At 69.1% G+C, this 21,572-nt stretch carries 22 protein-coding genes; 2 read left to right on the top strand and 20 right to left on the bottom strand.

Annotated features, from left to right (window positions below; all coding sequences use genetic code 11):
- Positions 1-173 precede the first annotated feature (173 nt).
- The 8 genes from ACM6LU_RS33975 to dacB all read right to left on the bottom strand — a co-directional run bounded on the left by ACM6LU_RS33975 (position 174) and on the right by dacB (position 8,936).
- Positions 174-1,007 (bottom strand): ESX secretion-associated protein EspG, encoded by an 834-nt coding sequence (locus ACM6LU_RS33975; RefSeq protein ID WP_414941933.1) that lies wholly within the window; start codon positions 1,005-1,007, stop codon positions 174-176.
- 257 nt (positions 1,008-1,264) lie between these two features.
- On the bottom strand, positions 1,265-2,059 hold the full coding sequence (locus tag ACM6LU_RS33970) for an ESX secretion-associated protein EspG (protein WP_414941932.1): 795 nt from the start codon (positions 2,057-2,059) through the stop codon (positions 1,265-1,267).
- A 126-nt stretch (positions 2,060-2,185) separates the two neighbouring features.
- The gene (locus ACM6LU_RS33965; RefSeq protein ID WP_414941931.1) at positions 2,186-3,565 is read right to left on the bottom strand and encodes a WXG100 family type VII secretion target; all 1,380 of its coding nucleotides are present in this window, start codon (positions 3,563-3,565) and stop codon (positions 2,186-2,188) included.
- Between the two features lie 17 nt (positions 3,566-3,582).
- Positions 3,583-3,948, bottom strand: a complete 366-nt coding sequence (locus ACM6LU_RS33960) for a hypothetical protein (RefSeq protein WP_414941930.1) — start codon at positions 3,946-3,948, stop codon at positions 3,583-3,585.
- Between the two features lie 144 nt (positions 3,949-4,092).
- Positions 4,093-4,656, bottom strand: coding sequence for a hypoxanthine phosphoribosyltransferase (hpt, locus tag ACM6LU_RS33955; RefSeq protein WP_093933323.1), 564 nt, complete (start codon positions 4,654-4,656; stop codon positions 4,093-4,095).
- Positions 4,657-4,776: 120 nt separating this feature from the next.
- Positions 4,777-5,739, bottom strand: a complete 963-nt coding sequence (tilS, locus tag ACM6LU_RS33950) for a tRNA lysidine(34) synthetase TilS (RefSeq protein WP_414941929.1) — start codon at positions 5,737-5,739, stop codon at positions 4,777-4,779.
- Entirely contained in the window at positions 5,736-6,764 is a 1,029-nt protein-coding gene (locus ACM6LU_RS33945; RefSeq protein WP_414942033.1) for a zinc-dependent metalloprotease, read from the bottom strand. The genes tilS and ACM6LU_RS33945 overlap by 4 nt, the downstream gene beginning before the upstream one ends.
- Positions 6,765-6,875: 111 nt before the next feature.
- Entirely contained in the window at positions 6,876-8,936 is a 2,061-nt protein-coding gene (gene dacB / locus ACM6LU_RS33940) for a D-alanyl-D-alanine carboxypeptidase/D-alanyl-D-alanine-endopeptidase (protein ID WP_414941928.1), read from the bottom strand.
- A 152-nt stretch (positions 8,937-9,088) separates the two neighbouring features.
- Between dacB and ACM6LU_RS33935 the strand changes: the two genes are divergently transcribed.
- Positions 9,089-9,607, top strand: coding sequence for an inorganic diphosphatase (locus ACM6LU_RS33935; protein ID WP_414941927.1), 519 nt, complete (start codon positions 9,089-9,091; stop codon positions 9,605-9,607).
- A gap of 102 nt (positions 9,608-9,709) precedes the next feature.
- Here ACM6LU_RS33935 and glyA read toward each other — a convergent pair whose 3' ends face one another.
- The 6 genes from glyA to ACM6LU_RS33905 form a co-directional block, all read right to left on the bottom strand.
- Positions 9,710-10,978, bottom strand: a complete 1,269-nt coding sequence (gene glyA / locus ACM6LU_RS33930) for a serine hydroxymethyltransferase (RefSeq protein ID WP_414941926.1) — start codon at positions 10,976-10,978, stop codon at positions 9,710-9,712.
- 110 nt (positions 10,979-11,088) lie between these two features.
- A complete protein-coding gene (locus ACM6LU_RS33925) occupies positions 11,089-11,508 on the bottom strand; it encodes a hypothetical protein (RefSeq protein WP_414941925.1) in 420 nt (139 codons plus the stop codon).
- Positions 11,505-11,936 (bottom strand): uL11 family ribosomal protein, encoded by a 432-nt coding sequence (locus tag ACM6LU_RS33920; protein WP_414941924.1) that lies wholly within the window; start codon positions 11,934-11,936, stop codon positions 11,505-11,507. The genes ACM6LU_RS33925 and ACM6LU_RS33920 overlap by 4 nt, the downstream gene beginning before the upstream one ends.
- A 34-nt stretch (positions 11,937-11,970) precedes the next feature.
- Positions 11,971-12,492 carry a gamma carbonic anhydrase family protein gene (locus ACM6LU_RS33915; RefSeq protein WP_414941923.1) on the bottom strand — a complete coding sequence of 174 codons (522 nt, stop codon included), beginning with the start codon at positions 12,490-12,492 and terminating at the stop codon, positions 11,971-11,973.
- Positions 12,493-12,601: 109 nt separating this feature from the next.
- On the bottom strand, positions 12,602-13,828 hold the full coding sequence (locus ACM6LU_RS33910) for a M14 family metallopeptidase (protein WP_414942031.1): 1,227 nt from the start codon (positions 13,826-13,828) through the stop codon (positions 12,602-12,604).
- Positions 13,829-13,943: 115 nt separating this feature from the next.
- Positions 13,944-14,531, bottom strand: coding sequence for a TetR/AcrR family transcriptional regulator (locus ACM6LU_RS33905; protein WP_414941922.1), 588 nt, complete (start codon positions 14,529-14,531; stop codon positions 13,944-13,946).
- A 123-nt stretch (positions 14,532-14,654) separates the two neighbouring features.
- On the opposite strand from ACM6LU_RS33905, the gene ACM6LU_RS33900 reads away from it, so the two are divergent.
- A complete protein-coding gene (locus tag ACM6LU_RS33900) occupies positions 14,655-15,119 on the top strand; it encodes a GreA/GreB family elongation factor (RefSeq protein ID WP_414941921.1) in 465 nt (154 codons plus the stop codon).
- Positions 15,120-15,294: 175 nt separating this feature from the next.
- Here ACM6LU_RS33900 and ACM6LU_RS33895 read toward each other — a convergent pair whose 3' ends face one another.
- The 6 genes from ACM6LU_RS33895 to ACM6LU_RS33870 form a co-directional block, all read right to left on the bottom strand.
- Positions 15,295-16,827, bottom strand: coding sequence for a PstS family phosphate ABC transporter substrate-binding protein (locus ACM6LU_RS33895; RefSeq protein ID WP_414941920.1), 1,533 nt, complete (start codon positions 16,825-16,827; stop codon positions 15,295-15,297).
- A 74-nt stretch (positions 16,828-16,901) separates the two neighbouring features.
- Positions 16,902-18,389, bottom strand: a complete 1,488-nt coding sequence (locus tag ACM6LU_RS33890; RefSeq protein WP_414941919.1) for a flavin-containing monooxygenase — start codon at positions 18,387-18,389, stop codon at positions 16,902-16,904.
- Positions 18,386-18,871, bottom strand: a complete 486-nt coding sequence (locus tag ACM6LU_RS33885; protein ID WP_414941918.1) for an FAD-dependent oxidoreductase — start codon at positions 18,869-18,871, stop codon at positions 18,386-18,388. The genes ACM6LU_RS33890 and ACM6LU_RS33885 overlap by 4 nt, the downstream gene beginning before the upstream one ends.
- Positions 18,868-19,797 (bottom strand): ferritin-like domain-containing protein, encoded by a 930-nt coding sequence (locus ACM6LU_RS33880; RefSeq protein ID WP_414941917.1) that lies wholly within the window; start codon positions 19,795-19,797, stop codon positions 18,868-18,870. Before ACM6LU_RS33880 ends, ACM6LU_RS33885 begins: the two co-directional genes overlap by 4 nt.
- Positions 19,797-20,621: an SDR family NAD(P)-dependent oxidoreductase gene (locus tag ACM6LU_RS33875; RefSeq protein WP_414941916.1), complete on the bottom strand. Its 825-nt coding sequence runs from the start codon at positions 20,619-20,621 to the stop codon at positions 19,797-19,799. Before ACM6LU_RS33875 ends, ACM6LU_RS33880 begins: the two co-directional genes overlap by 1 nt.
- Positions 20,618-21,547: an alpha/beta hydrolase gene (locus ACM6LU_RS33870; RefSeq protein ID WP_414941915.1), complete on the bottom strand. Its 930-nt coding sequence runs from the start codon at positions 21,545-21,547 to the stop codon at positions 20,618-20,620. Before ACM6LU_RS33870 ends, ACM6LU_RS33875 begins: the two co-directional genes overlap by 4 nt.
- Between the last annotated feature and the right edge of the window lie 25 nt (positions 21,548-21,572).

Below are 21,572 nucleotides of genomic sequence, written 5' to 3'. Positions count from 1 at the left end.
GGCCTCGACCCTTCCTGGTTGGGCGGCTCCTGTGATACCCGCCATCACGATCTTGACGACCCATGGTGCTCCGACACCCGCCCCTCAGGATACCGCCCGCCTGGACGGACGAGGGCGGTGAGCCTCTCGCACGTCAACGGTGGACGCCACGCGAGGGTTCCCGGAGCGTGACCCTAGCGTGTGTCGACCGCCACACCGGCGGCCATTTCGCCCAGTCTCATCCGCAGTGTCTTGACGTCGGCGGGTGAGACGGTGACCCATTCGCGTCCGTCCGGACCGGCCTGTGACGTGCTGAGGTAGCGCCCGCTGACGGTGTCGAACCAGCCGAGGACACGGGACCGCTGTTTGGCGCCGACGTGGGACCGGCTGTTCGCTGCCAGCTGACCGCCACGCAGCCGCGGCTGGCCGGTGAGCTTGCCGAACGCCTCACGCGGGTCCGCGGTGATGCGTTCACTGAGTGAGACGCGGGGCTTCTCTTTGCGACGGGTCTTCGCCGCTTCGGGCTCTTCGCCCTGCTTCGTCGGGCTGACCGCGGCGCGGATCGGCTCGGTCCGGCGGGCGTCGTCGATCGGCAGCGTGACGGACGCCTCGGAGCCGCGCTGTCCCGGTGGGAGCAGGTCGACGACGGCGGTGGGGAGCCCGTCGGCGGGCGCCTCGCGCAGCCAGATGCCGGACTGGTCCTGGATCGCGAGCACCGCGTCGCGGCCGTCGGTGGCGCCGAGGACGGCGATCGTCGGGGCCTGGAACTCGGGGATGTGCAGCGCGTCGATGGTCAACGAGCCCCGGGCGAGGAGGTACAGCCAGTCCTCGATCCTCCGGTCCAGCCTCCCCCTGCCGTCGCGGAGGCCGCGGGCCTTGAGTTCGACGTCGGTGCGGTCGCGCAGCACCCGCCGCTCGGCCTCGGTCGCGCCGTGCGAGCGCAGGCGCAGCGGATACGGCAGGTCGCCGAGCTCGGCGGACTCCCAGAGGAAGTCGAACGCCATCGGCGTGAAGTGTTCCTGGTGCATTGCTCCGTGCCCTCCCGGCACCTTGGCTCGTGCTGCGGGGCCTGTGCGTGGCTGGTCGCTCTGCGTCAAAACGCCCTGGGGTTCACGATAGCGAAGGGGTACGACAGGCGGTGGCCGGATGGCCGAAAGTGCTGGTGACCTGGCCGCTTGGAGTCCGTGAAGGCCTCCTGGAGGGACTCTGGGTCTCTCAAGGAGGCCTTCACGGATCCTTGACCGAGATCTGCCGGCCACGATGGGAAAGCTGCGATGAAGGATGCTCAGCGTGCGACGGAAGCGTCGGCCGCGATCTTCCCCAGCATCTCCGTGAGCCGGTGCCGCAGCGTCGCCGGATCCGCGGGCGCGATGGTGATCCAGTCCCGTCCATCGGAGCCGCGGGTGGCCTGGGTGAAGTACCGGCCCGACTGCGTGTCGAACCAGCTCAGCACCGAAGACCGGCTTCGCGTGCCGTGCCTGCTGCGCGCGTTGGCACCGAACTGGCCGCCTCGCAGCCGCGGCTGGGCCTGGAGCCGGGCCAGTGCCTTGCGGTCCTCATCGGACGTCGCCGTGCCGTCGACCTGCGGCTGGCGGCGCTGGAGGAAGTCCGCGCCCGAAGCGCCGACGAGCCCGTCCAGCGGGAGGGTGATCGACTTCTCGGTGCCGCGCGAGCCCGGCGGCAGCAGGGAGACGATCGCGCTCGCGAGACCGTCCTGGGCGATCGGATGGAAGTGGAAACCGCGCTGGTCCTGCACCGTCAGGAGGCCCTGACCGCCGAGTAGCGACGCGACCGCGAGCAGCGGTTCGGTGTTGGGGTTGTTGAGCTGGACGCAGTCCAGGCTCAGGTCCGGCCGCGCGAGGACGCCGAAGTAGTCCTCGATATGGGGTTCGGGACGCCCGCGATCGTCGGCGAGATGACGCTGGTTCAGCGACTGGAGCGTCCGCTTCCGCAGGGCGTCGCGCTCGTCGACGGTCGCCCCGTGTGAGCGGAGTCGCAGCGGGTACGGCAGCTCTCCGGCGTTCGCGACCTCCCACAGGAAGTCCAGTTCGACCGCGGTGAGCAGGTCACCGTTCGCCATCGTCCGCCCCTAGTGTCTTTGGTGAACCCGCGTCCGCGATCGGCGGGTTCACGCGCTCCGCCGACAGGCTCGCACAAGTCAGCGGGCGCGCGGCCGGATCGGGCCGCGCGCCCGGTGAAAACCGCTCTAGCGATCGTCGTCTTCGGTCCAGGCGCCGATGACCGGCGGCGGGGTCGCCTCGTTGGCGCCGAAGGCGTCGTCCGGGTCGGGCTCGATGAGGAACGACGCGTGCGTGTGCTCCTCTTCCTGCTCCGCCTGCGCGCCGTGGGCGCCCATGCCCATGCCACCGCCCATGCCCTGCATCGGCGGGGTGGCGCCACCACCGATGGTGCCGCTGGAGGACACGAGGCCCTGCTGCGGCACGGCCTGGGACGCGGCGCTCTGCGCGGGGGCGTTGTCGGTCGCCGCGGCGCCGGTGCCGTCGGTGTCCTTGGCGCCGGACTTGTTGCCCTGTCCGAGCGCCTTGGCACCGGCGTAGCCGAGACCGCCGCCGAGTGCGGCCGCGGTGAGCGCCTGGCCGAGCCCGTTGCCGCCGCTCGCCGCCGGGGCGTGCGGGGCGATCGGCGCACCGGCGCCGGACGCGACACCGGCACCAGGGGCGACACCCGAAGCCGGCAGGTTCCCGGTGGCGGGGTTGTAGCCTGCCTGCGAGAACACACCGGAGTCCGGACCGGCGTGGACGACCGGCGCGGGCGAACCACCCTGCGCGCCGCCGTAGCCGTGAGTGCCCGCGAGGACCGGGGCGCCGGAGACGGCGCCGGAGTCGAGACCCCCGCCGCCCACGTTGCCGACGCCGCTGAACGAGGCGCTGTTGTGCGAGGCGGTCGGCTTCATGCCGAGGGATTCGGGGCCGAAGCTCGGGGTCGAGCTGTCGACCTCGCTCATCTCCTTGGTGTAGGCCTCGAGGAACCTGGCCTGCTCCGCCCGCACTTCCTTGTCCTGGTCGGCGAGGGGCTTTTGGTCGGTGATCATGCCGACGGGGCCTGCCGCGAGAGCCTGGCCCATCGCACCCTCGGGGGTGTAGTTGGTCGGCTTCGGCATCAGCTTGACCTTGGTGGCGGCATCGGCCTGCTTCTGCAGCCTGTCCGACATCGTGGTCGCGGCTTCGGAGGCCTGCGAGCCCGAGTTCGCGATGGCGACCAGCGAACCCTGCGCGCTCGCCGCGCCCTGGCCGATCCAGGCGGCGCCCAGTTCGGAGATCGCGGTGTAGAGGTCGTTCGAGGCCTGGTTCAGCTGGGTCCCGTGCGAGCTCCACGACTGGCTGATCGAGGTCGCGGTGCTGGGGTCGTTGCCGAGGTTGGCCTGATTCCACAGGTCCTGGCTGGTCGGGGCGCTCTCCCAGTTCGGCGGGTTCGTGATGGCACGGTCGGCGCCGATGTCGAACCCGTCCGAACGGCCGCGGGCGGACGAGACGATGCCCTCGGCGTGCGAGTTGTCGCCGAGCTGGACCGGGGTGCTGCTGGTGTTGCTCTCGCCGAAAGAGTCGGCGCTGTGCTTCGGTGGCATGGCTTTCTGACTCCCCCTCAGACGTTCCGGAACGGCTCGGCCGCGGTCTGGTCGATCTCGTGGTACCTGGCCATCGCGGTCACGATGCCGGACTCGGCGGCCTCGTACTGCTGGTAAAGGTTCTGGAGTGCGGCCGCGTACGAGTCGCCGCCGCCGTCGGCACGGTTCGCCACCTTCGCGGCGATCGCGTTGCCGACCGGGTTGTTGCCCAGCTTCGGGGCCTGCCCGAGGTCACCGGCGCGGTGCAACAGGGCCTCGACGGCGTCCTTGCCGGTGCGGATCTTGTTCAGGACGGTCTGGGCCGCGTCCGGGTCGATCCCGACCTGACCCTGGGCCGCGGCGTTCTTGAACGCGTTCGCGTCCGCCAAGCTGCTGTTCCCCATCTGAGCTCTCTCCGTTTCCCCCGGGCCAGGCCACGACGGCATCGTGGCAAAGGTCTTCGCATAGGTTAACGCACTTGATCGCAACCTATGACGCGTTCACCGTGCTCAGGGTTCCGCATTTCCGCATCCGCGGGCAAGCGGTTCTCAGGACGTGTAAACGTGCGGATCCAGGGTGCCGATGTAGGGCAGGTCCCGGTACCGCTCCGCGTAGTCGAGGCCGTATCCGACTACGAATTCGTTAGGAATGTCGAACCCGATGTACTTGACCGGTACATCGACCTTGACCGCCTCCGGTTTGCGCAGGAGCGAGACGACCTCGAGCGAGGCCGGGTTGCGGCTGGCGAGGTTCTTCAGCAGCCAGGACAGCGTGAGCCCGGAGTCGACGATGTCCTCGACGATGAGCACGTCGCGGCCGGCGATGTCGCGATCGAGGTCCTTGAGGATCCGCACCACGCCGGACGACGAGGTCGCCGAACCGTAGGAGGAGACCGCCATGAACTCGAGCTGCGAAGGAAGAGGGAGTGCCCTGGCGAAGTCGGTCATGAACATCACCGCGCCCTTGAGCACCCCGACGAGCAGGAGGTCTCCCTGCCCGGAACCGGGGCCGTCGGCCGGGTAGTCCGCGGCTACCTTCGCGGCCAGCTCGGCGATCTTGTCGTTGATCTGCTGCTCGGTGACGAGCACGGAGGCGATCTCGCCTTCGTACACAGGACGATCCCCTCTAGGTGGTGGACTGGGGTACTCCGGCCGGCGCCTGTCGGCGGAGCCGAGGTGTGACGACGAAGGTCACCATACGCGTGAACCCGCTCTGCGATCGCGGTCGCGGGTTCACCCGGCAGACACCGAGAGCCTGCCATGCGCCCGCGCGGCCACCAAGTCGCCGGGTAGCCAAACCCCGCCCTGACCCCGCCAGTTCCCCACCAGCGCGTCGACCGAACGCAGGTGGGCGTCGGTGAGTTCACGGACTCCTGAGTCCAGTAGCCACCTGCGAAGGACACGCCGCCGCAGGGCGGCCGGCTCGGTGGCGAGCACCGCGACGTCGAGCCCTTCCTCGGTGAAGGCACGCAGGTGGACCTCGTCAGCGAGGGTGTCCAACGCCTCGGTGTCCTCGCGCAGTTGAGCCGCCGTGCGGGCGAGCGAGGCCGCTACACCGCCGGACAGCACATCCTCCAGCAGGGGCAGTACTTCCGTGCGCAACCGGACACGGGTGAACCGCGGGTCCTCGTTGTGCGGGTCCTGCCACGGTTCGACGCCGAGCGCCCGGCACGCCTGCCGGGTGGCGGCGCGGGTGACGCCGAGCAGCGGCCGTCCCCACGGCGGGTCGTGCGGCCGCATACCGGCCAGCGAGCGCGGTCCCGAGCCCCGGCCGAGGCCGAGCAGGACGGTTTCGGCCTGGTCGTCGAGGGTGTGGCCGAGGAGGACGAGACTGTGGCCGTCCGGGAGCGCGGAGCGCAGGGCGCGGTACCGGGCCCGGCGGGCCGCGGCTTCCGGTCCGCCGGCGCCTTCGACCTTCACGGTGAGGACTTTCGCGGCGTCGACACCCAGTTCACGAGCGGTGTCCGCCGCCTTCGCCGCGGTTTCCGCGGAACCGTCCTGGAGGCCGTGGTCGACGACGAGCGCCCGCACCTTCAGCCCCGAGCGAGAGCCGACGAACGCCGCCGCTTCGGCCAGCGCGAGCGAATCCGCGCCGCCGGAAACCGCGACACACAGCTCGTCGCGAGGATTCACCGACGTCAGGAAGTCCCGCACGGCCGTCCGTACGGCCGCGATCGCTGGATCCGGCCCGCTCACCCGTGCAGGCGCCGCACCCAGGCCGCCGGATCGGTGATCTCGGCCCGGGTCGGCAGCGTGTTCGGCGACGTCCAGACCGCGTTGAAGCCGTCCATCCCGACAGCCTCGACGACGTGCTTGGTGAACTTCGCGCCTTGTTCGTACTGACGCATCTTCGCGTCCACTCCGAGCAGGCTGCGCAGCACCCGGTCGATCAGCCCGCCGCCCTTGCGCCGTGCGGTGAACCGCGACCGGATCAGCTCGACACTCGGCACGACCTGCGGCCCGACGGCGTCCATCACGAAGTCGGCGTGCCCCTCCAACAGGGTGGAGAGCGCGAGGAGCCGGTCGAAAACCGCGCGTTCGCCCGGCGACTGCAGGAGTTCGGCGAGACCGGCGCCACCCGCCCTGCCCTTGCCGATCTGCTTGATGGTGTCCGGCAGGCGGCCGACCAGATCGCTCAGCCCGTCCGCGTCACGGCCGGCGAGCCCGCCGATCAGGCGCTCGACCTCGTCGGCGAAGTAGTCGCGCAGCCAGGTGACCGCGGTGAACTGCAGCCGGTGGGTGCATTCGTGCAGGCAGACCCACAGCCGGAAATCGTGGCCGGGGACGTCCATCGCGCGCTGGGCGGCGACCACGTTCGGCGCGACGAGCACCAGCTGGCCACGGCGCTCCGGCCCGCCGAACGGGTCGTACTGGCCGAGCACGCGCGAAGCCAGGAACGCGAGCACCAGCCCGGTCTGGACGCCGGCGCCACCGGCAAGCACGGGGCCGAGCGGCCCGCCCTGCGCCTGCGGCAGCGCGCGGCCGGTGAGCGCGTCGAGCCCGGCGGCGGCCGAGCGGACCCAGCCTGGCCTGTCGACGACCTCGGCCGGCAGCAGCGGCAGATCGAGCCCGAGCCCGGTCAGCTCGCGGACGTGCCCCTCCGCCTCGCTGGTCAGTTCCCGTAGCTCGGCGACGGCTTCTTCGGCCTCGTCGCGGTCGACCACCGGGCCGCCGCGCACCAGGAGAGCGCCCGTCGACGCGGCCAGGGACCAGTCGACCATCGAACGTGTCTTGGTCGGCGTTTCCTCAGTCACACTTATGACGCTACCCGCTGAAAGCCCGGATTCCGGCGCGACTTACGCACGCTCCGATTCCGGCCGTTCACGGAAAACTCAGCGGCATCCGCACTTGTGCAGTGTCGCCGCGACCACGTCGAGCGCGGCCCTGCCCTTGTTCTGGTCCGAACCGGACGACATCAGCGCGAACACCAGCATCCGGCCGTCGGTGTCCAGCACCACACCCGCCAGGGTGTTCACCCCCGACAGCGTCCCGGTCTTGCCTCGCACCCAGCCCCGGCCCGCCGCCGAAGCCGGATCGCCATACCGCTTCTCCAGCGTCCCGCTGCCACCCGCGACGGGGAGACCCGCCAGCAGCGGCCGCAGTTTGGCCGTCCTCGAATCCTTGCCGTCGGGCGCCGCCGCGACCGCGAGGATCTCGCTGAGCACCTTCGCCGGGATCTTGTTCTGATCGGACAGTCCGCTGCCGTCGTTGATCTGGACGCCGGTGAGGTCGAATCCGGCCTGCTTGAGCACGTCCGTCGTCGCGGCCGCGCCGCCGGCGAAGGACGCTTCGCCGCCCTTGGCGATCGCGATCTGGCGGGCGAGGACGTCGGCGAGCATGTTGTCCGAAAGCTGCAGCAGCGAGTTGGCGAACTCGGCCAGCGGCTGCGACTTGACCTCGCCGAGCACTTTCGCGTCCTTCGGCGCCGTCGTCGTACCGCCGGCTTGGGCTTCGAGCTTCCCCGCGATCTTCTGGGTCAGCGCGGCGGCCGGGTTCGCGATACGGGGCGCGTGGTCGCTCTTCGGGTCGTTGCGGCCGCCGTCGGCCATCACCGGCAGGACAGCCGCCATGTAGGTGTTCCCGGCGGCGGTGTCCTCCGGGTCCCAGCCCTTCGCGGACGTCGGCCCCTTGAACAGGCTGACGTCCAGCTGGACCTTGGTGATCTTGCCGCCGGTGGCCTTCTTGACCTGGGCGACGAGGTCGTCGACGTGGGCGGCGCCCGGGTACAGCGGCGAATCGGTGCCCAGTGGGAGCGAGGTCAGCGACGGGTCGCCGCCCGCGACCAGGATGGCCGTGCCCGGATCGGCGCCCTGGACGATCTTCGTCGGGATCTGCATCCCGTGGTCCAGTGACAGCAGCGCGGCCGCCACGACGAGGATCTTCGTGGTCGACGCCGGGGTCAGCGGGGTGCCGGAGTTCTTGTCCCAGAGGACGTCCCCGGTCGCCGCGTCCACGACGGTGCCGGTGAGCGTGCCGAGGTCGGCGGAACCGGCGGGCCCCGCCAGCGCGGCGGCGAGGCCGTCCTTCGTCGGCCCGGCGCCGTTGATGTCCGGCCCGTGCAGGACACGGGAGATGCCAGCCGGCTTGGGGATGTCGGCCTTCGGTGCGTTCGGCGCCCAAGGCAGGCCGAGCCGGTTCGACACCTTCGGCATCGCGGAGGCGCCGCCCATCCCGGCGAGCAGCAGGAGGACGACCACGGCCGTGATCACCAGGATCTTGCGTTTGCGCCTCTTCGGCTTCGGCGCGGGCGCGGCCGGGGGCTCCTCGGAGGGCGGTTCGGACTGCTGGACCCCGGCGGTGGCCTCGGTGTCGAAGCGCTCTTCGGTCGGCTCGATACGGACCGGCCGCGCGTGCATGGTCGCGGAAGGGACCGGCGCGGGACGCGGCGGCTCGACCCGGTTCTGCTCGGGACGGCGCGGCCGCTGCTCGCGGGGCGGCTCCTGGTCCAGAAGTTCCTGCCGCGGCTCCGGCCTCGACGGCCCAGCGTCACGCGACGGGGTGGGAGCGCCCCGGTCGAACTGGTCCCAGTCCGGTCCGCCTCCGTGCTGAGGCTGGACGGGTTTGACGAAGACCGTCTTCGGCTCCGGTAGCTCCTCCGCCTTCTCAGGCTCGACCGGCGTCACCGGGGCGAAGGCGGACCACTGCGGAGTGGGGGTCTCCCGGACGTCCGGTTCGTCCTCGACCTCGACGACCGGCTCGAACCAGGAGCCACTTTCAGGTGTGACCTTCGGCACTGACAGCTCTTCGGTCTTACCGTTCGCCGAACCCGACATGGGCAGCCAGACGGTGGCCTCGCCGTCCCCCTTGGTGCCCTTGGGCTCGGCGGATGAGGTGTCCTTGTCGTCCGCCGGCCACCTCGGGTCATCGTTTTCCGGCACGTAACGCTCCTTCATCCACCGTCCGGGGAAGGGGCCAAGCTCACATACGACCACATCGATGCGACCGCCCGAGCCCCCGTGGTCCACACTAGTGAAGACAAGACGATGATTTCGGTGAGCCGTCCGCGACGGCGGGGCGTACCAAAGACGAGAGCAGCGAGGCCGGCGTGGAATTCGACGTCACTATCGAAATCCCCAAGGGGGAGCGCAACAAGTACGAGGTGGACCACAAGACCGGTCGGATCAAGCTCGATCGGACGCTGTTCACCGCCACCCAGTACCCCGCCGACTACGGCTTCATCGACGACACCCTCGGCCAGGACGGCGACCCGCTCGACGTGCTGGTGCTCGTCCAGGAGCCGACCTTCCCGGGCTGCCTGATCCGCTGCCGCGCGATCGGCATGTTCCGGATGACCGATGAGAAGGGCCCGGACGACAAGGTCCTCGCGGTCCCGACGAACGATCCGCGTCTCGAGCACCTGCGCGACATCCACCACCTGAACGAGTTCCACAAGCTCGAGATCCAGCACTTCTTCCAGGTGTACAAGGATCTGGAGCCGGGCAAGAGCGTCGAGGGTTCGAGCTGGGTCGGGCGGACCGAGGCCGAGGCCGAGATCAAGCGTTCGTACGAGCGTGAGACCGACCGGCTGGCCAAAGAGGCCGTCGACGGTCCCGCGGCTCACTAGTCGCTTAGCGAAGACGAAGGGGCCCTTCCCCGCACACGATGCGGTGAAGGGCCCCTTCGTCACGGTTCGCAAGTAGTCGACTACTTGCGAACCGTCCAGAAGTCAGGCCGAGTAGCCCGGGATCGGGAACGGCGCCAGGAATTCGCGGATCTCGGCGGCGATGGTGTCCAAAGCGGCCTGTTCCTCGGCCGCCGCGGCGGTGATCGTGCGGTCGATCCACTCCGCCACCTTGACCTGGTGCTCCGGCTTGAGCCCGCGGGTGGTGATCGCGGAGGTGCCGAGCCGGATGCCGGACGGGTCGAACGGCTTGCGCGGGTCGAACGGCACGGTGTTGTAGTTCAGTTCGATGCCTGCCCGGTCCAGCGCCTGCGCGGCGGGCTTGCCCGGCACGTTCTTGTTCGTCAGATCGATCAGCAGCAGGTGGTTGTCGGTGCCGCCGGACACGAGGTCGTACCCGCGTTCCACCAAAGCCTCCGCCAGCGCCTTGGCGTTGGCCACGATCGCGTGCGCGTAGTCGCGGAACTCCGGCTTCTGAGCCTCGCCCAGCGCGACGGCGATCGCTGCTGTCGTGTGGTTGTGCGGCCCGCCCTGCAGACCGGGGAACACCGCCTTGTCGACGGCCTTCGCGTGGTCGGCGTCGGAAAGGATCATCGCGCCGCGCGGGCCGCGGAGCGTCTTGTGCGTGGTCGTGGTGATGACCTGCGCGTGCCCGACCGGCGACGGGTGCGCGCCACCGGCGACGAGACCGGCGATATGCGCGATGTCGGCGACCAGGACGGCGTCGACCTCGCGGGCGATCTCCGCGAACGCCGGGAAGTCGATGGTGCGCGGGATCGCGGTACCGCCCGCGAAGATCAGCTTCGGCCGGTGCTGCAGCGCGAGTTCACGCACCTGGTCGAGATCGACCCTGCCGGTCTCCTTGCGGACGCCGTAGCGGACCGGCGTGAACCATTTGCCGGTCGCGGACACGCTCCAGCCGTGCGTCAGGTGACCGCCGTCGGGCAGCGCCATGCCGAGCACGGTGTCACCCGGCTGCGCGAAGGCGAGGTACACGGCCAGGTTCGCCGGGGAGCCGGAGTACGGCTGGACGTTGGCGTGGTCGGCGCCGAAGACGGCCTTCGCCCGCTCGATGGCGAGGTTCTCGACCTGGTCGATGAGCTGCTGGCCTTCGTAGTACCGCTTGCCGGCGTAGCCCTCGGAGTACTTGTTGGTGAGGACGGTGCCGGTCGCTTCGAGCACCGCCCGGGAGACGTAGTTCTCGGACGCGATCAGGCGGATCTTGTCGTGCTGGCGCTTCGCCTCTTCCTCGACGAGCTCGGCGATCCGCGGGTCGGCGGCGGCCAGTGCGGACAGTTCTGGCTGGTGTGTCATGGCGTACTCCGGCTCAGGAGTGGCCTGCACCCAGGCGCGCGGTGCCGGCCTGACTTCGCTTCCCGGTGGTGCTCCACCTCAACTGCGCCAGTCGCTGGTGCCCCCGGAGCCTAGTGCACTCCGCCGGAGCGGGACTCGGCGTACGGACGATGCTCGCCGCACCATCGGCGGCTGCACCCCGATGTGCGATCACAGAACGGCCGTGCGCAGACGGCACACCGCTTGATCCGCCGCCAGCCGCCGAACGCGACCAGTTCCGCCAGCCCGGAGGCGCCCGCGACCAGGTCGCCGCAACCGGGCCACGACGCCACATTTACCAGGCGCCAACCGTTTCCGGCCTCGACCAAACGCGGTGCGGCGCCGTTGCCTGCCAGGATCCGGTTGAGCCGGTCGGCGGCCGCGTGTTCGTCCGGCAACGCCTCGGCCACTCCGGCGAGCCGAGAATTCCCTTGCGCGAGTAGCCTTTCCGCGACCTCGAGGGCCGGGTCGAGGTCGCGGAAAGGCGGGACGATCACGTGCTTGCGCGTCACGGTTCTTCGATCGCGACACCCATGGAACGGGCCGTGCCCGCGATCGTGCGCATGGCCGCGCCGAGGTCCCCGGTGTTGAGATCCGGCAGCTTCCGCTCGGCGATCCCCCGCAGCTGGTCCTGGGTGAGTTTTCCCGCGACTTCATGCCCCGGACGGCCGGAACCCTTGCCGCCCACGGCCTTCTTGATGAGGAACGACGTCGGCGGGGTCTTCAGCCGGAGTTCGAAGGAGCGGTCCTCGAACACCGACACGACCACCGGGATGATCTCGCCCCGCTGCGCCGCCGTCGCCGCGTCGTAGGCCTTCTTGACCTCGACGAGGTTCACGCCGGTCTGTCCGAGCGTCTTGCCGAGGACGACCACCGGCGCGCTGCCGGCGGTCAGCTCGAGCGTCGCCTCGTGCGTCTTCTTCTTCGACTTCGGTGCCATACGACCGAAGCTAGGGTCTCCAGCTACTGGAGAGTCAATCGATCGGCTTGATGCCTTCCGCGTGCCGGCGCGCCAGTTCCTGATAGATCGCGGCGTTGTGCTCGACCCACAGCTTCGCGTTGCCGTCGAGCGGGACGTGCTTCTTCGCGGGGCTGCCCATGGCGACGGTCTCGGGCGGGACGATCATCCCCGGCGTCACCGTGGCACCGGCGGCGACCAGGGACTTCGCCCCGATCTGCGCCTTGTCGAGCACGGTCGAGCCGTTCCCGATCAGCGCCTGCTCGCCGATCGTGCAGTCGTGCACGAGGCACTGGTGCCCGACGGTGACGTTCTTGCCGACCTCGGTGACCCCGTCGTTGACGTGGATGACCGAGTTGTCCTGGATGTTGGCGCCTTCACGGATGACGATCTTCCCGAAGTCCGCGCGCAGCACGGCGCCGTACCAGACGGAAGCGCCCTTCTCGACGACGACGTCGCCGATCAGGGTCGCGGTGGGGGCGATCCACGCTTCGGGATCCACCTGGGGACGGTGCCCCTCGAATTCGAACAGCGGCATGCCCGCACCCTATGCGCGGGAGCCGAAGGGGACCATGCCCGCATCTCATGCGACGAAAGGGCCCTTCACCGCGTGAGATGCGGCGAAGGGCCCCTTCAGCTCCAGTCGGTCAGCCGATGGCGGTGTTCAGCAGGAGGTCCACGGCGCGGTCGTTACGCGTGGTCTCCCGGACGATCACCTCGTCGGGCGGGTAGAAGCCGGGGTTCGAACCCCGCGGGTACATCTCGAAGGTGAAGCTCAGGATCTTGTGGGTGCCCCACATCCAGTCGTCGATCGTCCCGTCCGTGATGTACAGGTCGCTCGACTGCTGCGGCGTGTAGCCGTTGGTCGCCGCCAGCTGCCTGCCCAGCTGCTGGAAACGCTGCGCCTCGGCCGCGGTCATACCCGGTGCCGTGTCGTTGTACGTGAAGCCGAACGGCCACAGGACGAGTTCCGAGTAGGTGTGGAAGTCGATGCTCGCCTTGATCTGCTGGACGCCGCCGATCTTGCGCGAGTTCACGAAGTTGGACACCGCCCTGGTTTCCGGGGCGGAGAACGCCGAGGGACCGCGATAGGTCTCGCTGGTCGTCGAGCCCGACGAACCGCCACAGCAGCCCCAGTTGTAGGCCCAGTTGCGGTTGGGGTCGGTGCCGTTGCCCTGCCGGTTCTTGCGCCAGTACTTGTAGCTGCCGCCGGAGATGTCGTACTCCGAGCCGTCCGGGTTGACGTTCGGGATCACGTAGATCTCGGTGCTGTCGACGAACCGCTTGATCGCCGGGTCGGACGCGTAGCCCTGGGTGAACCGGTTCACGATCCGCAGGCACATCTCGGTGGTGAGGTGCTCGCGGGCGTGCTGGTTGCAGGTGAAGAGGACTTCGGGCTCGTTCTCGTCGGTCGCGACGTTGTCGCTGATCTTGAGCATGTTCAGCGCGCGGTTCTGGTACGAGTTGCCGACGCTGCTCAGCCGCGCGATGGACCCGAAGTTCGACTGGGCGTTGCGCAGTTCCGTCGTGACCTCGGCGTAGTTGTGGTAGCCGGAGTCGGACGGCGGGAAGTCGTTGATCGCGTTCGTGCCGACCTTCTCCGAGCGGTCGACGACGCCGCGCTGCTCGACGCGGAAGCCGAGCGAGCGGATCTTCGCCGCGTCGCGCGCTTCGCCGATCACCGTGGTCGTGGAGCCGGAGGTGCCGAGGACGTCGACGCCCAGCCGGGAGATCTGGGTGCGCTGCTGTGCCGTGCCGGTGCCGAAGACCTCGTAGATCTGGACCTGCGCGTCTTCGGCCTGCTGGTCGGCGGTCGCCGGACTCGCGGCGACCGGGATGGTGAACGCCGCGACGGCCGCGATCGCCACGGCCATGCACCGTCTTATGCGCATCGTCGTCTCCTAGCTCTCAGGCAAGGGAAGGGAACCTCACCATGGCCGGAGCGGACAGCCCGAACAATCCGTAACGGTACGGATCTAATGCGTATTTCTAACCGTAGTTCGCGAAACAGAGAGCCTCGATGTCGCCGCGCAATGCGGCGAACGGCCGCCGCCGGACGCGCTGCTGGACGATCGCGCCGAGCAGGTAGGACAGCAGCGCCCGAGCCCGCGCGCGGGGGTCCTCGACGTCGAGCGGCGTGAGCAGTTCCGCGAGCAGTTCGGTGATCGACGTCAGCATGACGTCGATGGCCTGCGGATGCTGCGCGCGGCCCGCGGCGATCCAGTACTCGAACCAGAGGAAGGCCGCGTTCGAGCGGCCGGAGAACTCGGCGAGGAAGGCCTCCAGCGCCGCGAAGAGCCGCTCGTCCGGGTGATCGTGTTTCTCCGAAATTTTGCGCAAATCGGCGGTGAACGTTGTGATGTGCGCCGCCATCGCGCGGTCGATCAGGACGTCGATGTCCGCGAAGTAGTAATGAATCGCACTCTTCGTGAGCGGCCCGGCCTCCGCGATCGCGCGGACGGTGCAACCGGCGAGCCCGTCCCTGGCGAGCACGACACGCGCCGCTTCGACGATCTGCTCCTGTTTTTGCAGCTGATTGGGGGAGAGCCGCGCGCTGCGGCCGGGAACGGCGGTCACGAAGTTCCTTACACCAAGTAGTCAGGACGGGAGCCCTGAATCTTAGGGCAATCGTCCTGACCGGTCACAGCGGGTGAAAAATCGAGGTGGCTAGCGGCCGATCTGTAGCGGACAATGCGCGGCATGGTGACCACAGGGGACAACGGGTTCAGCCCGGCGGCACGCCGGCAGCTGGAAAAGGAACTCGCCGATCTGCGTGCGCAGCGCGACGCGATGGCGCCGCTCGTCGGCGAACAGGAACGAACCGGCGACGCGGCCGACCAGGCGGAGGTGCTGGACCGCGCGGAGGCCGCCGCCTACCTCGACCGGCGCATCGCCGACGTCGCCGCGAAGCTCGAGCACGGCGGCCGCAACAGCAAGGGCTTGCTCCCCGACGGCACCACCGTCACCCTCAGGTTCTCCGACGGCGACGAAGACGAGCTTCACATCGTCACGATCCCGGGCGAGGACGCCGACGCCGCCACGGTCACCTCGGACAGCCCGCTCGGCCTCGCGCTCGTGGGCGCCAAGGAGGGCGACGAGATCAAGTACCGGACGCCGCGCGGCGAGACCAGCGCCACGGTCGTCACCCTGAGGCCGCCCGCCTGACCCTGCTCGCGCGTGAAGGCCCCCTTCCAGGTACATGAAGGGGGCCTTCACTTACCTCGGCGGACGAGCACCGTAAACGGCCGGCCTCCGCCCCCGTCGAACGTGTCGCGAAAGCCACTTTCGCGACGTCTGATGTCCCGAAAGTGGCTTTCGCGACGCCAGGACAGGGGGCTCGTCACGCGCCCGGACGGCAGAGCACCGGGTTCGCCAGTTCGGCGCACGGCCGGTGCCCGTGTGACCGGACGACGTCCTTGCCGACCTGGTTGGTCAGGTACCGCAGGAAGCTCGCGACGAGCGAGTCGGCCTTCGGCTCGCCGAACGTGTACGCGTACTCCGTCTCCCAGAAGGGGTACGCCGCGTGGATCGCGCCCTCCAGGGTCGCCTGATGGCCGTCGATCCGGACCGGCAGCACGTCCTCACGTTTCGTCGCCGCGCCCAGTTCGCTGTAACCGAGCGCGCCCGGCACCCGCGCGATCGCGTCGAGGACGTCGTTCGTGGACGGCTTCGCGCAGCGCACCACACCCGGTTGGGTGCCCGGCGCCTGCTTGAGGCAGTCATCGGAGTTGTCGCCCGGCTCACGCTTTCCGTCCAGGATCCGGACCTCGAACGTCCGCCGCGTGCCGGAGTCGGAATGCCGGTCGACGAGCCGGACCGGCCGGTCCTTGCCGCCGATCTCCTTCCAGTTCGCGATCTTGCCGTCGTAGACGTCGCGGATCTGTGCGAGCGAAAGGTCCTGGACGCCGGCTTCGGAGTTGATCACGAGGGTGAACAGGGAGAACGCGACCGGACGCGGCAGCAGTTGCGGGAAGCCCTCCCCCTTGGCGCCGTCGGAGAACGCCAGCGTTCCGTCGTTCCCGGCCTGGTTCAGGCTGCCGAGCCCTTCCGCGCTTCCCCTGCTGTCGAACGAAAAGGACGCTCCGGGGCACGTCTTCGCGTATGACGCCGTCGCTTCCTTCAGCACCGGCGCGAACGCCGTCGATCCGGTGATCACGAGCTTCCCGGACGCGCAGTCCAGCGGCGGTGGCTTCTCGTCGAAGACCAGCGACCGGGTCAGCTGGAAGATGCTGACCACCACGAGGAAAAGGATCAACGCCATCACCGAACCCGTCGGCCCCGTACGGCTCTTGGTCTCGCGGAGGGTGCCGCCCTTGATCTCGCCGACGACCTGGGGGTCGTCGAAATCGTCGGTCGAGCCGTTCGGGATCCGGTCGAGCACGGCGAGGATCTTGTAGTGCGCGCCGCGGTTCAACGGCACCCTCGGCAGGTCGATCACCCCGACCGGCCGTTCGGGATTCTCGTCGCGTGCGCCGAAACCGGAGTCGTCGCCGAAACATTCGTGCAGATGCGGCGAGCTGAGTTCGGTCACCACCATCCCGGCGACGGTGCGGCCGGGGAATTTCACGCGGACGCCGACACGGTCGTTCTCGTTGACCGCGTAGTCGTCGGTGTCGATGTCGGTGGTGCCGCTGTTCTCGATGCGCAGCAGCACGAACGACGGGTCGACGAGCCGCTCGCCGTTCTCGTGCTGCAACTGCGCCAGCGCGTCGGCGGTCGGCGCGAAGCCACGCTCGGACGCCGTCGGGGTGTCCATCTGCACGCGATAGCCGAGCCGTTTGCGGCCGACCAGCACGAACTCCCACAAGAACGCGGCGGCAGGGACGGCGATCCCGATCACCGCGAGCAGGACGTCCCAGGGAAAGCCTTCCAAGACCAGCCTCCGTCGGTTCGGGGAACCGAACTTAAGGCTCGGCCAGGCCGGGGAAGGCGGACTTCAGCCAGTGTTCACCGGCCGTCCGCGAAGGCGTAGTCGTCGAGGTCGAAGAACCGGCTCGTCACCATCGTTTCCAGCGTCGGCGACGCGCGGAAGGGCACATCCCCGTTCGCGTCGAAGTAGTAGCTGTTGGCGCGCGAACAGCTGTCCTGGAAGAACACCTGGTGCTTGCGGCGGTCCAGCATGCGCTGGAAGTACCGGTCGTTGGCCTCGTTCGTGACCTCCACCCGCGTCGCGCCGGTCTTGCGCGCGTTGCGCAGGCACCGCACGATGTGCGCGGTCTGGGTCTCGATCAGGTTGAAGTACGAGGAACCGTTGTAGCCATACGGCCCGAGAATGGTGAAGTAGTTCGGGAAGCCAGGGACACTCACGCCCTGATAGGCCTGGAACCGGTTCTCCTCCCAGAACTTCTCCAGGTCGGTCCCGCCCGCCCCGCGCACGGGGAAGGCCGGCATGTTGCCCTTCTCGAACACCTTGAACCCGGTCGCCAGCACCAGGACGTCGACCGGATGCACGGTGCCGTCGGCGGTGCGCACGCCGGATTCGGTGATCGCGTCGATGCTCGTGGTCTCCAGCGTGACGTCGTCGCGGTCGAACGTCTGCAGGTACTCGTTGGAGAAGCTCGGGCGCTTGCAGCCCAGGGCATAACGCGGGGTGAGCTTCTTGCGGATCACCGGGTCTTTCACGGCACGGCGCAGGTGCGCGAGCCCGATCCGCTCGCCTGCCCCGGCCGTCGGCAGGAGCTTGTGGAAGTGCGCGGCCAGCGGGAAGGTCAGCTCGACCAGCGTCTGGCTGGCCAGCCGGGACAGCCGTTTCGCCCCGGGCAGCCGTCGCATCGCGAGCCGCACCGGCCCCGGCAGCGCGGCGTCCAGTTTGGGCAGGCACCAGATCGGCGTCCGCTGGAACACCGTCAGATGCCCGGCTTCCGGCGCGATGGACGGGATGACCTGCACGGCCGAAGCCCCGGTCCCGACGACGGCGACGCGTTTCCCGCGCAGGTCGACGGTGTGGTCCCAACGGGCGGTGTGCATGACCGTGCCGCGGAAGTCGGCGAGCCCGTCGATGTCCGGCGGTTTCGGCTGGGTGAGCACGCCGGTGGCACCCACGACGAACCGCGCCGTCATCGACCAGCCGTCGGCGGTTTCGAGGCGCCACAAGTGCGTTTCGTCGTCGAAGGTCGCGGCGACGACCTTCGACCCGAGGCGGGTGCGGCGGCGGATGTCGTACTTGTCGACGCAGAAGTCGGCGTAGGCCTTCAGTTCGCGGCCCGGCGCGTAGACCCGCGACCAGCCGGAGATCTGCTCGAACGAGAACTGATAGCTGAACGACGGGATGTCGACGGCGACACCGGGATAGGTGTTCCAGTGCCACGCGCCGCCGACGCCGTCGCCCTCTTCCAGCATCAGGAAGTCGTCGAAGCCGGCCTTGTGAAGCAGGATCGCGGCGCCGATACCGGAGAAGCCGCCGCCGATGATCGCGATCTCGTGGTCGGGGGTCATCCAGGACTTCCTTCCAGAGCGAAAAACGAACTGGCACCGAGCACGACGACGTCGGCCTGGTGCTCGATGCCTTCAGCGGTGCGGATTCCGTGGGGCGCGAAGGCGTAGACCGGCCAGGTGATGAGCTTGCAGCCAGGCCGCCGCAGCGCCCCGTAGTAGCCGAGGCCCGGCGCCGCACGCCGCGAGCCGAATCGGCGGTCCGGCGTCAGCAGTCTGCGGATCCAGGGGTCTTTCACCTGCCAGCGCAGGAAAACGCGGGCGACGGCGATGCCGAGGACGTCCGGCCCGGGGATTGCCATCGGCACCACCCAGTCCGGTTCCTCCTGGAACACCTTCACCGAACGCGCGGTGGCCGCCACCTCGGGCACGATCTGCGCCGCCTCGCGGCCGGGAGCGACGACGGCGACCCGCTGCCCGGCGAAGTCGTGCCCGAACCATTCGGTGCCGCGCAGGACCTCGCCCCGGAACGCGCCCAACGTCATGACGCGACCGGTTCGTGGGTGATCTCCTCGGTCCACGACTGCGGCTTTCCCAGCAGCCGGGCGGGGATCAGGCGGGTCACCTTCACCATCGGGTCGGCCAGCAGCCGGTGGTAGACGTGCGAGCGGTCGACGATCATCGCCGCCTGCGCCTTGAGCACGTGGTACGCCGGGACGCGCTTGGTGAACTCGCCGCGGCCGCCGATGGTGGAGAACCGCTTCACGGCGTTGTACAGCTTCTTCTCCGGCAACCCCATCGCGACGATGTTGTCCCGCATCTTGTTGATCAGCGGGACGAACACCACGATCAGGCCCAGCACGATCTGGGGTTTGAGCGAGCCGATGGATTCGGTGAGCAGTTTGTGCGTCGGTCCGGCGCCGATCAGTTCCAGCACCTCGAAATCGGCGGTGATATGCCGCGACTCGTCGGAGTTGATGTGCCGGAACACCTGATGGCACACCGGATCGGAGACCTCGTCCAGCAGGAACTTCACCAGCGCGCCGTCCAACGCGCACTCCAGCAGCGGAATGAGGGTGGCCAGCGCCGTCAACGGCAGCGAGTCGCCGTAGTCGTCGAGGACCTTGATGGCCAGCTTGACGTTGATGTTCGGCTCGGGCATCGACCCGTCCTCGTCGAGCATGCCCCAGCGCTTCATCAACGCCAGTTCCGCGTTGGCGTGCTTCTGTTCCTCAGCGTGGAAATATCGATAGATCTCCTGGATCACCGGCGTCGGCGCCTTCTTGGCCAGCGAGGCGAACCCGCGGGCGCCGACGTGCTCGATCCACACGAGGTCGGCCATGAACGGCCGCATCTTGGCGCGCAGTTCGTCGGTCATCGTCTCCGCGCCGGGCGCGTCCCAGTCGATGTCGGCCAGCGACCACTGCTTGTCCTTGATGGTCTGGAGCATCGCGGCGAAGTCGTAGGCCATCACTTCTCCTTTTCGGCTGGCAGGAACCGGCCGAGGAGACCGGTGATCCGCGTGTACGGGACGGGCATGAAACGCTTGGCGTGCCAGAGAAGCTGAGCGTCGGGCTGAGGCACCACGTATAGCCGCCCGCGATCGTGGGCGTCGAGTGTCGTCCGCGCGACGCGTTCCGGCGAGAAGCCGACCAGATCGGAGACCCGCTGCGCGAGGCCGCGCGCTCCGGGGTCGATGAGTTCGCCACCGAAGATGTTGGTACGGACGAAAGTCGGGCACAGCACCGTGACCGCGACGCCGGTGCCGGACAACTCTGCGGCCAGGGTCTCCGACAGACTGACGACCCCGGCCTTGCTCACGTTGTAGGCCGCCATTCTCGGCGCGGCGGTGAAGCCCGCGGCTGAGGCGACGTTGATGACACCGCCCGCCTTCGCCGCCCGCATGGCGGGAACGAAGGTGTGGCAGCCGTGGATCACGCCCCAGAGGTTCACGCCGAGGGTCCGCTGCCAGTCGGACAGCGGGCTCTCCCCCACGAGTTTGCCGCCGGCGCCGATCCCGGCGTTGTTGACGACGAGGTCCGGGTCCCGGCCGAGCCAGGAGCGGGCCTGGCTCGCGAGTTCGGCGACCTCGTCCACAGTGGACACATCGCAGGCGACAGCGACCGCCTCGCCCTTGCTTTTGAGCTCCCCCACGGTCTCCTCGGCGGACGCGAGGTCGATGTCGGCACAGACGACGCGGCTTCCCCGCCGGACGAGTTCCGTCGCGATCGCCTTCCCGATCCCGCTGCCCGCTCCGGTGACGACGGCGTGCGCTCCGTGAGTCCGCTTCGTCACGATGCCTTCCTCAGGGTCGTTGGAAGATTTTCGGTCAGGAACCGGCAGGCCCGCTCCATCGCCGGTGCCGCTTCCGGGATGAACCGGGTCAATGCCTGGAAGACGTGCATCTGGCCGGGGACCACGTCCAGTTCGCAGTCCGCCCCGGTGCGGCGCAGGGCTCTGGCCAGCTCGATGGCGTCGGCAGCGAGCATTTCGAGGCCACCGGCCTGGATGATCGTCGGCGGGAACCCGTTGAGGTCGTCGAAAGCGAACCGCAGCCGCGCGGACGCGAGATCGGCGTCCACTGTGTACAGACCGACCAGCCGAGCGGCCGCGGCGGCGGAGATCATCGGGTCGCGCCGCATGCGTTCCCGCTCGGCGGCCATGGAGAACGTCACGTCGAACAGCGGCGAGAAGAGCGCCAGCGCGGCGGGCGGTTCACGGTTCTCCCTGATCAGCTGCGCGGCGAGGTCGACCGCGAGATGCCCGCCCGCGGAGTCGCCCGCGACGAGGATCCGCCGATACCCCTGGCCGACGAGCCGGTCGTACGCCGCACGGACGTCGTCTGCGGCGCCAGGGAAGCGATGCCGGGGCGCGAGCCGGTACTCGCAGGCGAAGACCGGCAGCCCGGTGCCCGCGGAAACCCGCGTGGTCAGCCCGCGATGCGTGCGGGCCGAGCAGAGCGCGTAGCCACTGCCGTGGAGGTAGAGGACCACGCTGTCGGCGTCGGTCACTTCGGGGCCACGAACCCACTCGCCGTGGACACCGGGCTCGACGCGGCTCCCCTTCAAGGGCGGCGATGCCAGCCACAAACTCGTGGCGATGAAGGCGCGGGAGAACCTGATCCCGGCCCGGTTGGCCGGGATCGCGTTGGCGATCGGCCGCACGAAAGCGGACGTCAGCGCGGCGGCCATGGCAGGTCGCAGGCCATTCTGCGGTCGCATGCCCTCAGAATGAATCCGAGGGCAC

Origin of the sequence: Amycolatopsis sp. cmx-11-51 (genome assembly GCF_047608665.1) — a bacterium.
In the GTDB taxonomy this organism is placed as follows: Bacteria; Actinomycetota; Actinomycetes; order Mycobacteriales; family Pseudonocardiaceae; genus Amycolatopsis.
This window is presented reverse-complemented; position numbering and strand designations above follow the sequence as displayed.

Coding starts and splice junctions, on each gene's coding strand:
- ACM6LU_RS33975 (WP_414941933.1), bottom strand. CDS start 1,007: ATGCACCAGGAACACTTCACGCCGATGGCGTTCGACTTCCTCTGGGAG.
- ACM6LU_RS33970 (WP_414941932.1), bottom strand. CDS start 2,059: ATGGCGAACGGTGACCTGCTCACCGCGGTCGAACTGGACTTCCTGTGG.
- ACM6LU_RS33965 (WP_414941931.1), bottom strand. CDS start 3,565: ATGCCACCGAAGCACAGCGCCGACTCTTTCGGCGAGAGCAACACCAGC.
- ACM6LU_RS33960 (WP_414941930.1), bottom strand. CDS start 3,948: ATGGGGAACAGCAGCTTGGCGGACGCGAACGCGTTCAAGAACGCCGCG.
- ACM6LU_RS33945 (WP_414942033.1), bottom strand. CDS start 6,764: ATGGTCGACTGGTCCCTGGCCGCGTCGACGGGCGCTCTCCTGGTGCGC.
- dacB (WP_414941928.1), bottom strand. CDS start 8,936: ATGAAGGAGCGTTACGTGCCGGAAAACGATGACCCGAGGTGGCCGGCG.
- glyA (WP_414941926.1), bottom strand. CDS start 10,978: ATGACACACCAGCCAGAACTGTCCGCACTGGCCGCCGCCGACCCGCGG.
- ACM6LU_RS33920 (WP_414941924.1), bottom strand. CDS start 11,936: ATGGCACCGAAGTCGAAGAAGAAGACGCACGAGGCGACGCTCGAGCTG.
- ACM6LU_RS33915 (WP_414941923.1), bottom strand. CDS start 12,492: ATGCCGCTGTTCGAATTCGAGGGGCACCGTCCCCAGGTGGATCCCGAA.
- ACM6LU_RS33910 (WP_414942031.1), bottom strand. CDS start 13,828: ATGGCCGTGGCGATCGCGGCCGTCGCGGCGTTCACCATCCCGGTCGCC.
- ACM6LU_RS33900 (WP_414941921.1), top strand. CDS start 14,655: ATGGTGACCACAGGGGACAACGGGTTCAGCCCGGCGGCACGCCGGCAG.
- ACM6LU_RS33890 (WP_414941919.1), bottom strand. CDS start 18,389: ATGACCCCCGACCACGAGATCGCGATCATCGGCGGCGGCTTCTCCGGT.
- ACM6LU_RS33885 (WP_414941918.1), bottom strand. CDS start 18,871: ATGACGTTGGGCGCGTTCCGGGGCGAGGTCCTGCGCGGCACCGAATGG.
- ACM6LU_RS33880 (WP_414941917.1), bottom strand. CDS start 19,797: ATGGCCTACGACTTCGCCGCGATGCTCCAGACCATCAAGGACAAGCAG.
- ACM6LU_RS33870 (WP_414941915.1), bottom strand. CDS start 21,547: ATGCGACCGCAGAATGGCCTGCGACCTGCCATGGCCGCCGCGCTGACG.